A 9,837-nucleotide genomic window follows, 5' to 3' on the forward strand; every position below is an offset into this window, starting at 1 on the left:
CCGTCGAAAGATCCACGCCGGACGTCCGCCGCGGCTGCGTCGGGCAGGGCGCTCCGATACGCTGACTCGGTCCTCAGACGCATCCGACCTGACCACCGGAGCCGCGAGATGTACGTTCGACGGGTCGTACCCAACGTCCAGTCAGTCGCCCTGAAGGAAAGTTCCGAGTTCTACGGCCTGCTTGGCTTCGAGGAAATCATGAACCACGGCTGGATCGTGACCCTGGCCTCCACCGACAACCCCGCCGTGCAGGTCAGCCTGATGACCGACGACGCGACCGCCCCCGTGGCACCGGACATGAGCATCGAGGTCGAGGACGTCGACGCGGTGTATGCCGAGGTGCGTAGGAGCGGTGCCGAGATCGTGCACCCGCTGACCGACGAGGAGTGGGGCGTACGCCGTTTCTTCGTCCGGGACCCCAACGGCCGCGTGGTCAACGTCCTCAGCCACAGCTGACGCCGTCGCGCACAGGTCCTCCGAGCGGTGGGGCCGCGCCCCCTCCGTCGGACATCACGGGAGCCGCCGCCCCTTCCCGGGCGGCGGCTCCCGTGTCCGTACTCACCCCTCGATCAGGGTGATGTCCTGCTCTCGGGTCGCGTGGAACTTCGGCAGCGGGAGGCCCGACTCGGTGCTCATTTCCATCAGGACGGCCTCGACGTGGGCGTTGCCCGCCGTGAGGGTGCCGAGCTCGCGCTTCTCCGAGTTGGTCCAGCGGTGTGCCGCGCCGTCGCAGACCGCCACGGTGCCGCCGATGCCGTGGCGCACGCGAGGATCACCCTGCGACACCGAGGAGGAGACGAACACGGGCCCGGTGGCGCTCGAACAGCGGTAGGTGCCGGAGAGGGTGATCGTTCCATCGGCCGCGACGTGACCGGTCGGGTCGACGGTCACCTGCTCGTACGGGTCGTACGAGGGGGAAACGGCCACGGCGGACGGGGCGACCGGCACAAGCAGGGCGACGCCGGTGGCCGCCGCGCCGATGACCTGGCGCAAGGACATGAGAGTACCTCCTGGAACGGGGGCTGAAAGGGGCGCTCCATGCGTACCGGTCCGGCGTCCCGAGGCCGGTGATCGTCACCCCTTCGGTGGCGAGTTGGCACCGTCCGTCCCGACGAGGTCCGAGAGTTGTCCTCGTGTTGTCACGCTTCACGGCCGACTGTTCCGATGAGTTCGCCGCACGCGCATGGTCTATATGTGCGAGGGCGGCGACACCGCCGCCGAGACCCATCGCATCCGACGTGGAGGTGCGCCATGTGTTCACACCAGTCTTCGTGCCCGTCCGCGGACTACAACGCCCCGCACATCGTGGCGGCCCACCCCGAGCAGGGCTGGAGCCTCCTGTGCAACGGCGCGATCGTCTTCGACGACAGCGGTGAGCTGCTGCCCGACGGCAGCGTGGTCGCTCCGCACCGGGTGTTCGTCGAGCAGCTGGCCGTCGCGGCCTGATCCTTCGCCGGGCCCTAGTGCCGCGTCAGCGAAGGTTCGCCCCGTCGCGACGCCCGGCACGCTCCCCCACTGCCTTAAGGGCGTGGGAGGTGCCCCCACTCGCCGCACCGGCCGCCGATCCTTAACGGGCAAACCTTGGCTGACGCGGCACTAGCTCAGCACCGCGAAGCCGTCGAGTTCCACCAGGGCCTGTTCGTCCCAGAGGCGGGCGACGCCGATGACGGCCATCGCGGGGTAGTCGCGACCCGCCGACTCCCGCCAGATACGGCCGAGTTCGGGGGCCTGGGCCCGATAGTCGGCGACATCGGTGGCGTAGACCGTGACCCGTGCGAGGTCGGCCGGGGTGCCCCCCGCGGCCCGCAGCGCGGTCAGCAGATTCGTCAACGCCACCTCGAACTGCTCCGGCAGCGTCTCGCCGACCACCTTCCCGTCCGTGTCGAGCGCGGTCTGACCCGCCAGGAAGACGAGGCGGCCGCCGGTGGCGACGACGGCGTGGGAGAAGCCGGTGGGCGGGGAGAGGCCGGGCGGATTGACGCGCTCGGTGCTCATGGGGCCTCCACGGTCTCGATGCTCACGGGGCCTCCACGGCGGAGTTCGGATGCGTGGGCGTCCTGCGGTACAACTCCTTGGCGATGACGGCCCGTTGGACCTCGCTCGCGCCCTCGTAGATCCGGGGTGCGCGGACCTCGCGGTAGAGGTGTTCGAGGAGATGACCCCGGCTCAGGGCACGGGCGCCGTGCAGTTGGACCGCGGCGTCGACGACGTACTGGGCCGTCTCGGTGGCCAGCAGCTTCGCCATCGCCGCGCGCTCGGGTACGTCGGGGGCCCCTTCGTCGTACGCCGCCGCGGCCGCGTACACCATCAGGCGGGCCGCCTCCGTGCGCAGCGCCATCTCGGCGACCTGGTGGGCCACCGTCTGAAGGTCCTTCAACTTGCCGCCGAACGCGTCCCGCCCAGCCGTGTGCGCGAGGGTCGCGTCCAGCGCCGCCTGTGCCATGCCGACGGCGAACGCGCCCACGCTCGGCCGGAAGAGGTTGAGGGTGTGCATGGCGACCCGGAAGCCACGGTCAGGCTCCCCGAGCACATCGTCCGCCGTCACCGGTACGGCGTCGAAGGCGAGGGCGCCGATGGGGTGCGGCGAGAGCATGTCGAGCGGGGTGCCGCTGAGGCCCGGCCGGTCGGCGGGGACGAGGAAGGCGGTGACGCCGCGGGCCCCGGCACCGGGGGTGGTCCGCGCGAAGACGGTGTAGAAGTCGGCCTCGGGCGCGTTGGAGATCCAGCACTTCTCACCGGTGAGCCGCCATCGCCCCGAGCCGTCGGGCTCGGCAAGGGTCGCCGCGCCGGGCACGGCGACGGGGGCGTCCCCCGCCCCCGGGCCGCCGGGTCCTGCGACCGCCGGGCCGCGCCCCTCGCCGAGGCCGTCGAGTCCGGCGACCTCCGTGGGCGAGCCGGGCGGCTCGGTGATCGGCGGGTCTTCCGCATCCGGGCCGTCAGACCCGGCGGCGTACGAGCCGGCCGATCCACCGACCGGCGAGCCGCCCGCTTCGGTGACCGGGCAACTGCCGGCCGCCGGGCCCAGCACCGCGCTGACGGGCGAGCCGGCAGCCTCCGGGCCGTGCCGCTCGCCGACCCGCGAACCGACCCCCGCCCCGCGGTCCGGTTCCGCCCGCAGCGCCAGCGCCGCCGCGTCCGAGCCCGCGCCCGGCTCGCTGAGGGCGAAGGCGGCGACGAGTGCGCCGTCGCGGACGCCGGGCAGCCAGCGGTCGCGCTGGGCCGCCGTGCCGTACGCGTGCACGGGATACGCGCCCAGGCCCTGAAGGGCCAGCGCCGTCTCGGCCTCGGTGCAGGTCTGGGCCAGGGACTCGCGCATCAGGCACAGGTCGAGCGCGCCCGAGGTGAACAGCCGGGCGAGCAGACCGAGGCGGCCGAGTTCGGCGACGAGGGGGCGGTTGACGTGCCCAGGCTCGCCCTTCTCGGCCAGCGGGCGCAGCTGCTCCGCGGCCAGGGTGCGCAGCTCGGCACACCAGGCGGTTCGCGCCGGATCGAGCGAGAATGCGGTCATTGCCGGTCCCCTCTCCCCCGCCGGGCCACACATCGGGGCCTGCCGGGTCACCCTCCACGTTATCGCGAACTGTTGACTGTCGTCACCAACACGATACGCTCCTGGTGCGAGCCCACCACGACAAGGGGGCGAACCGCCATGGACCCCAGGGACACCGCGGAGCCGACGACCTCGGCCCACGTCGACACCTTCCCGCGCGATCACCTGCCGCCCCCCGAACTCTGGCCCGAGCTCCGGTTCGATCTGCCCGAGCTGCGCTACCCCGACCGGCTGAACTGCGCCGCCGAGCTCCTCGACCACGCCGGCCCCGACCGCCCCGTCTTCCGCACGGCCTCCGGCGACCTGTGGACGTACGGACAGCTGCGTGCCCGGGTCGACCGCATCGCCCATGTGCTGACCGGCGAACTGGGCGTCGTCCCGGGCAACCGGGTGCTGCTGCGCGGGCCCACCACACCGTGGCTGGCCGCGTGCTGGCTGGCGGTACTGAAGGCCGGCGCCGTCGCCGTCACCGTGTTGGCGCAGCAGCGGCCGCACGAGCTGACCACCATGTGCGAGATCGCCCGGGTGACGCACGCGCTGTGCGACGTACGGGCGGTGGACGACCTGGTCAAAGCCGAGATCCGGGGGCTGCGGGTCACCACCTACGGCGGTGACGCACCCGACGACCTGCTGCTGCGGATCACGGGCGCGCCCGACGAGCCGTTCGCCGCTGTCGACACCGCCGCCGACGACGTCGCGCTGATCGCCTTCACCTCGGGCACGACCGGTCGGCCCAAAGGCTGTATGCACTTCCACCGCGATGTGTTGGCGATAGCGGACACCTTCTCGAAGCATGTGTTGCAGCCACATGAGGACGATGTCTTCGCGGGCAGTCCCCCGCTGGGTTTCACGTTCGGACTGGGTGGTCTCGTCGTCTTTCCGATGCGCGTCGGCGCCTGCTCCCTGCTGCTCGAACAGGCGGGCCCCAAGCAGCTGTTGCCCGCGATCGCCGAGCACCGCGTCTCCGTACTGTTCACCGCGCCGACCGCGTACCGGGCGATGCTGGCGGAGCTGGACGGGCACGACATCGGGTCGCTGCGGCGCTGTGTGTCCGCGGGCGAGAACCTGCCCGCCGCGACCTGGCGGGCCTGGCACACCCGCACCGGTCTGCGCATCATCAACGGCATCGGCGCCACCGAGCTGCTGCACATCTTCATCTCCGCCGCCGACGAGCACATCCGCCCCGGCACAACCGGCATCCCCGTACCGGGGTGGCACGCGCGCGTGGTCGACGATTTCGGCGAACCCGTACCGGACGGCGAGCCCGGGCTGCTCGCCGTGCGCGGCCCGGTCGGCTGCCGCTATCTCGCCGACCCACGACAGCGGGAGTACGTACGCGGTGGCTGGAACATCACCGGCGACACCTATGTGCGCGACCCCGACGGCTACTTCCGCTATGTCGCCCGCGCCGACGACATGATCATCTCGGCGGGGTACAACATCGCGGGCCCGGAGGTGGAGGACGCTCTGCTGCGTCATCCGGACGTGGTCGAGACGGCGGTCGTGGGGCAGGCCGACGAGGCACGCGGGCAGGTCGTCGTGGCGTACGCGGTCCTCAGGGAGGGTGCGCGCAAGGACCCGGAGGCGCTGCGCGCCTTCCTCAAGTCCGAGCTGGCGCCGTACAAATGCCCCCGCGAGATCGTGTTCCTGGACGCGCTGCCGCGCACCGCCACGGGGAAACTCCAGCGGTTCCGGCTGCGCGAGGACGCCGGCCCCGACGTCACGTCACCGCCCGCCCCGGAGAGTGACTCGTCCCCTGGCGGCGATCCCAAGTGATCTTCGCGGACTAGAGTGATCAACGTGTCAGAGCAGCACGCCCCCCGGTCCCTCATCGTCACGTTCTACGGCGCGTACGGCCGATTCATGCCCGGCCCCGTGCCGGTGGCCGAGCTGATCCGGCTCCTCGCCGCGGTCGGCGTCGACGCGCCCTCCGTACGGTCGTCGGTGTCGCGGCTCAAGCGCCGCGGGCTGCTCGAACCGGCACGCACGGCGGCGGGCGCTGCCGGGTACGCGCTGTCGACGGACGCGCGGCAGCTGCTCGACGACGGCGACCGGCGGGTGTACGCGACGGTGCCTCCCGAGGACGAGGGCTGGGTGCTCGCCGTCTTCTCCGTGCCGGAGTCCGAGCGCCAGAAGCGGCATGTGCTGCGCTCGCGGCTCGCCGGTCTCGGCTTCGGGACGGCTGCCCCCGGGGTGTGGCTCGCCCCGGCCCGGCTCTACGCGGAGACCCGGCACACCCTGGAGCGGCTGCGGCTCGCCCCCTACGTGGAGCTGTTCCGCGGGGAGCACCTGGGCTTCGCGGCGACGGCCGACGCGGTCGCCCGCTGGTGGGACCTGGCCGCGATCGCCAAGAAGCACGAGGAGTTCCTCGACCAGCACGCGCCCGTGCTGCACGCCTGGGAGCGGCGCGCGGACACCCCGCCGGAGGAGGCGTACCGCGACTATCTGCTGGCTCTCGACTCCTGGCGCCACCTCCCGTACACCGACCCGGGGCTGCCCGCGGCCCTGCTGCCCCAGGACTGGCCGGGCGCCCGCTCGGCCACCGTCTTCCGGGCGCTGCACGAACGGTTGCGGGACGCCGGGGCGGTCTTCGCGGGCGTGCCCGGCCACTTCCGCCGCCCCGGTGAAGTGTGACCTCCCTTACATCATGAGGTGCTAAGGGAACCCTCAGGCTCCTCCGTCCCTCTTCTCGTGTTTCTTACCTAGTGGCTCGGCTCGATTGGTCGACCGGGAAATTGATCAGCCGCTGGTAGTCCGTCAGGCTGTCTCCGGGACTTGATCTTGGAGGTGGTTGTGGGGCGTCGTCCGGGAGTGTTCGTCCGGTCGGTGAGCATGGAGGAGGGCCGGCGGCTTCAGCGGATCAGCCGGACGTCGAAGGACCCGGTGAGGCTGCGGCGGGCGATCGTGGTGCTGATGTCCGCGCAGGGCCAGCCGGTAGGGGACATCACCTCGTTGCTGCAGGTCGGCGAGGACTACGTGCGCGATGTCATCCACGCCTTCAACGAGCGGGGGTTCGACGCGCTGGACCCAAAATGGAGCGGGGGGCGGCCGAAGACGATCGGTGACCAGGTGCGCGAGCGCATCTGCCTGATCGCCCGAACGTCCCCCGGTGACTGGGGCATCAAAGCGTTCTCCACCTGGAGCCTGGCCAAGCTCGCCGAGCACCTGGTCAAGCACAAGGTCGTCGCCGCCCTCAGCCGGGAGACCTTGCGCCGGATCTTGCGCGAGGGCAAGGTCTCCTGGCAGACGACGACCACACGGAAGGCATCCACCGACCCGGCTTTCATAGCCAAGATGCACCGGGTCCTGGAGCTCTACGACACGCCGCCCGTCGACGGCCGGGTGGTCTGCGTGGACGAGTTCGGCCCGCTCGGTCTCCAGCCGCGCAAGGGCAAAGCGTGGAGGCCACTTCGTGCTCCGCGCCGGCTGAGGGCCACCTACAACCGCTACGAGGGCGTGATGCACATGCTCGCCGCCCTCGATCTGGCCACCGGCAAGATTTACTACCGCATCCGCGAGCGCAAGCGGTGGCACGAGTTCCTCGGCCTGCTGAAGGCGCTGCGAGCCCGCTGGCCCAAGGAGAAGCTGTACGTCGTACTGGACAACTTCTCCCCGCACAAGCACGCCGAGGTCCGCACTTGGGCCGCCGACAACGACATCGAGCTGGTCTTCCTACCCACCTACGGCTCCTGGCTGAACTGGATCGAGTCCGAGTTCGCCGCGCTGCGCTACTTCGCACTCAACGGCACGGACCATCGCACGCACGACGAGCAGAACGCCGCCATCGCCGCCTACATACGCTGGCACAACGCCCGCGCCGAGCCGAAAACGGGCTTCGCACCCGAGTCACCCATCCGGCATTGGACCGAATACCCAGCCAAGGCTGCGTAAAGCCATGGGACGTCGTCCAGCCCAGCGACAGCGATCTTCGCAGGGTGCACGTGGGTCCGACCGGCGGCGGCCTGATCGACGAGGACGTATCCGAGGGTCAGGTCACCAGGGCACGACCCCGTTGTCGTCGAACAGTTGGCCGGTAGGGCCGTCGTCCGGCAGGGTCGCCAGCCTGATGGCGATCGCTGCGCCCTGCTCGGGGGTCTGGGTCCCGCTGAATCCGTTGAGGTCGGTGGCCACGTAACCGGGGCAGGCGTTGTTGATCAGGATGTTGGTGCCGATCAGCTCCTTGGCGTACTGGATGGTGACGGCGTTGAGGTAGGTCTTCGTCGGCGCGTAGCCCCCGCTGATCCCCCCGAGGTCGACGCCGGGCGTGGTCTGCAGTGTCAGGGAGCCGACGTGGCTGGACTGGTTGACGATCCGCGGGTGCTCCGAGCGGCGAAGCAGCGGCAGCATTGCGTTGGTGACCCTGATGACGCCGATGACGTTGGTCTCCACCAGTCGCCGCACGGTCTCGAGGTCGATGGTCGTGGGTTCCTCCGGCCAGCCGCCGGCAACGCCGGCGTTGTTGACCAGTACGTCGAGCCGTCCTGCCCGCTCCTCGATCAGTTGGACTGCGGCGGTCACGCTCCCGCTGTCGGTCACGTCCAGGGGTACGCCGAACGCGTCGGCGCCGGCCGCGCGCAACTTGGCCACGGCGTCCTGGCGGCGTTGCTCGTCCCGGGCGCCGACACCGACACTCCAGCCCCGTGCGCCCAGCCCGGCCGCGATCTCATACCCGATTCCCTTGTTCGCGCCGGTGACCAGCGCGATCGTCTTCTCGCTCATGACAGCGAGCATGCTCGTGCTGCGGCCGGGCACCAACACCATCTCGGTAGTGCAGCGATACCTGGTCGGTATCGATCTGCCGTCTGCCGTCATTAGCCTGGACTCATGGAAATACGCGAGCTGCGGTACTTCGTCGCCGTCGCCGAGGAGCTGCACTTCGGCAAGGCTGCCCAGCGCCTCGGGATGGCCCAGCCGCCCCTGTCCCGCGCGATCACCCAGCTCGAACGGCGGCTCGGAGTCGCATTGCTGGAACGCACCAGCCGCAAGGTGACCCTCACCGAGGCCGGAGGCGTGCTTCTGGCCGAAGGACGCGCGATCCTCAGCGCAGTGACCGCAGCTGAGCGGCGTACCCGTCGGGCCGCGACAGCGCACCCCAGCCTTGTCCTCGCCGTGAAGTCCGGCACCGCTGGCGAACTGCTGACGAAACTGCTCGACGCCTACGCCGCGGAACCCGGCGCAGCCACCGTCGAGCTACTGCTCTGCGAGGCACACCAGCACCAGCTGCTGCTGCAGGACGGGCAAGCCGACGTAGCTCTGCTGCACCTGCCCTTCGACTCAGCAGCCGGGCTCGACACCGAAACCCTGTACACCGAGGGACAGGTCGCGATCCTGCCGGCCTCACACCCGCTTGCCAGCCGCTCTCAGATCCGGATGGCCGACGTCACCACGCTGCCAGAGCTCCCGATGGCGCGCTGGCCCGGTCCCAGCGGCAGCTACCCAGAGGGACCGGGCGCAGAGGTACGGAACCTGACACAGCTCTTCCAGCTGATCGCGCTCGGCCGTACCACCGTGGTCCTTCCCGAGTCAGCCAGCGCCGACCTGCGCCGGGACCTCGCCGCCGTACCGGTCCTGGACGCTCCGCCCGTGGCAACGGCGATCGCCTGGCCGCCGCACAGCCGCCTTCGTACAGTTGCTGACCTGATCCGCGTTGCAACACGTCTTTGAACTCGGATTAAGAGGGCGGCCATCCAACGGCAGCCCCGATCAAGCAACTGGCAGCTCAAACGCCTCCCCTGTCCGCTGGCACAAGGCCCGCGCCGAGCCGACGACCCGCTTCGCACCCGAGTCACCCACCCGGCAGTGGACCGAATACCCGGCCAAGGCTGCGTGACAAGCCACTAGCGTCGTGAGCCGCACGCCAGGACAGGAAGAGGACAGTACGTATGACCACCACGGCAAGGGCTCAGGGAGCCACCGTCTGGCTCACGGGCCTGCCGAGCGCGGGCAAGACAACCATCGCCCGCCTTCTGGGCAGTCGTCTGAAGGCCGAGGGGCACCGCGTGGAGGTCCTCGACGGTGACGAGATCCGCCGCTTCCTCTCCTCCGGCCTCGGCTTCTCCCGTGCGGACCGCAACACCAACGTGCAGCGCATCGGCCTGGTCGCCGAGGTCCTGGCGCGCAACGGCGTCCTCGCCGTGGTGCCCGTCATCGCCCCGTACGCCGACAGCCGCGAGGCCGTCCGCAAGCGCGCGGCCAGTGATCCTCTTCTCCGGCGGCAAGGACTCCATCGTCATGCTGCACCTCGCGCTGAAGGCGTTCGCCCCCGCGGCGGTCCCCTTCTCACTGCTGCA

At 70.6% G+C, this 9,837-nt stretch carries 10 protein-coding genes and 2 pseudogenes; 8 read left to right on the forward strand and 4 right to left on the reverse strand.

Going from position 1 to position 9,837, the window contains the following annotated elements; all coding sequences use genetic code 11:
* The first annotated feature begins 108 nt into the window (after positions 1-108).
* Positions 109-456, forward strand: a complete 348-nt coding sequence (locus ACIBK0_RS26880; RefSeq protein WP_399085065.1) for a VOC family protein — start codon at positions 109-111, stop codon at positions 454-456.
* Between the two features lie 102 nt (positions 457-558).
* Here the strand turns inward: ACIBK0_RS26880 and ACIBK0_RS26885 are convergent, their stop codons facing one another.
* Positions 559-999 (reverse strand): DUF6299 family protein, encoded by a 441-nt coding sequence (locus ACIBK0_RS26885; RefSeq protein ID WP_399085068.1) that lies wholly within the window; start codon positions 997-999, stop codon positions 559-561.
* A gap of 252 nt (positions 1,000-1,251) precedes the next feature.
* Here ACIBK0_RS26885 and ACIBK0_RS26890 point away from each other — a divergent pair, with 252 nt between their 5' ends.
* A complete protein-coding gene (locus ACIBK0_RS26890; protein WP_399085071.1) occupies positions 1,252-1,446 on the forward strand; it encodes a DUF5999 family protein in 195 nt (64 codons plus the stop codon).
* A 150-nt stretch (positions 1,447-1,596) separates the two neighbouring features.
* Here the strand turns inward: ACIBK0_RS26890 and ACIBK0_RS26895 are convergent, their stop codons facing one another.
* On the reverse strand, positions 1,597-1,995 hold the full coding sequence (locus tag ACIBK0_RS26895; protein ID WP_399085074.1) for a RidA family protein: 399 nt from the start codon (positions 1,993-1,995) through the stop codon (positions 1,597-1,599).
* Between the two features lie 22 nt (positions 1,996-2,017).
* Positions 2,018-3,508: an acyl-CoA dehydrogenase family protein gene (locus tag ACIBK0_RS26900; RefSeq protein WP_399085077.1), complete on the reverse strand. Its 1,491-nt coding sequence runs from the start codon at positions 3,506-3,508 to the stop codon at positions 2,018-2,020.
* Positions 3,509-3,646: 138 nt separating this feature from the next.
* Between ACIBK0_RS26900 and ACIBK0_RS26905 the strand changes: the two genes are divergently transcribed.
* The 3 genes from ACIBK0_RS26905 to ACIBK0_RS26915 all read left to right on the forward strand — a co-directional run bounded on the left by ACIBK0_RS26905 (position 3,647) and on the right by ACIBK0_RS26915 (position 7,438).
* On the forward strand, positions 3,647-5,323 hold the full coding sequence (locus tag ACIBK0_RS26905; RefSeq protein ID WP_399085080.1) for an AMP-binding protein: 1,677 nt from the start codon (positions 3,647-3,649) through the stop codon (positions 5,321-5,323).
* Positions 5,324-5,338: 15 nt separating this feature from the next.
* Positions 5,339-6,181 carry a PaaX family transcriptional regulator C-terminal domain-containing protein gene (locus tag ACIBK0_RS26910; protein ID WP_399085083.1) on the forward strand — a complete coding sequence of 281 codons (843 nt, stop codon included), beginning with the start codon at positions 5,339-5,341 and terminating at the stop codon, positions 6,179-6,181.
* A gap of 198 nt (positions 6,182-6,379) precedes the next feature.
* Positions 6,380-7,438: an IS630 family transposase gene (locus ACIBK0_RS26915; protein ID WP_399085104.1), complete on the forward strand. Its 1,059-nt coding sequence runs from the start codon at positions 6,380-6,382 to the stop codon at positions 7,436-7,438.
* A 102-nt stretch (positions 7,439-7,540) separates the two neighbouring features.
* On the opposite strand, the gene ACIBK0_RS26920 is transcribed toward ACIBK0_RS26915, so the two are convergent.
* Positions 7,541-8,278 (reverse strand): SDR family oxidoreductase, encoded by a 738-nt coding sequence (locus ACIBK0_RS26920; protein ID WP_095857391.1) that lies wholly within the window; start codon positions 8,276-8,278, stop codon positions 7,541-7,543.
* A gap of 93 nt (positions 8,279-8,371) precedes the next feature.
* Between ACIBK0_RS26920 and ACIBK0_RS26925 the strand changes: the two genes are divergently transcribed.
* The 3 genes and pseudogenes from ACIBK0_RS26925 to ACIBK0_RS26935 form a co-directional block, all read left to right on the forward strand.
* Positions 8,372-9,211 (forward strand): LysR family transcriptional regulator, encoded by an 840-nt coding sequence (locus tag ACIBK0_RS26925; protein ID WP_399085086.1) that lies wholly within the window; start codon positions 8,372-8,374, stop codon positions 9,209-9,211.
* Positions 9,212-9,429: 218 nt separating this feature from the next.
* Positions 9,430-9,735, forward strand: a pseudogene (locus ACIBK0_RS26930) (adenylyl-sulfate kinase); the annotation flags it as partial.
* Position 9,736: 1 nt separating this feature from the next.
* A pseudogene (locus ACIBK0_RS26935) lies at positions 9,737-9,837 on the forward strand (phosphoadenosine phosphosulfate reductase family protein); the annotation flags it as partial.

This window comes from Streptomyces sp. NPDC050564 (assembly GCF_044457265.1).
Lineage (GTDB): Bacteria > Actinomycetota > Actinomycetes > Streptomycetales > Streptomycetaceae > Streptomyces.

Coding starts and splice junctions, on each gene's coding strand:
- ACIBK0_RS26885 (WP_399085068.1), bottom strand. CDS start 999: ATGTCCTTGCGCCAGGTCATCGGCGCGGCGGCCACCGGCGTCGCCCTG.
- ACIBK0_RS26920 (WP_095857391.1), bottom strand. CDS start 8,278: ATGCTCGCTGTCATGAGCGAGAAGACGATCGCGCTGGTCACCGGCGCG.
- ACIBK0_RS26900 (WP_399085077.1), bottom strand. CDS start 3,508: ATGACCGCATTCTCGCTCGATCCGGCGCGAACCGCCTGGTGTGCCGAG.
- ACIBK0_RS26915 (WP_399085104.1), top strand. CDS start 6,380: ATGGAGGAGGGCCGGCGGCTTCAGCGGATCAGCCGGACGTCGAAGGAC.
- ACIBK0_RS26895 (WP_399085074.1), bottom strand. CDS start 1,995: ATGAGCACCGAGCGCGTCAATCCGCCCGGCCTCTCCCCGCCCACCGGC.
- ACIBK0_RS26880 (WP_399085065.1), top strand. CDS start 109: ATGTACGTTCGACGGGTCGTACCCAACGTCCAGTCAGTCGCCCTGAAG.
- ACIBK0_RS26890 (WP_399085071.1), top strand. CDS start 1,252: ATGTGTTCACACCAGTCTTCGTGCCCGTCCGCGGACTACAACGCCCCG.
- ACIBK0_RS26905 (WP_399085080.1), top strand. CDS start 3,647: ATGGACCCCAGGGACACCGCGGAGCCGACGACCTCGGCCCACGTCGAC.
- ACIBK0_RS26925 (WP_399085086.1), top strand. CDS start 8,372: ATGGAAATACGCGAGCTGCGGTACTTCGTCGCCGTCGCCGAGGAGCTG.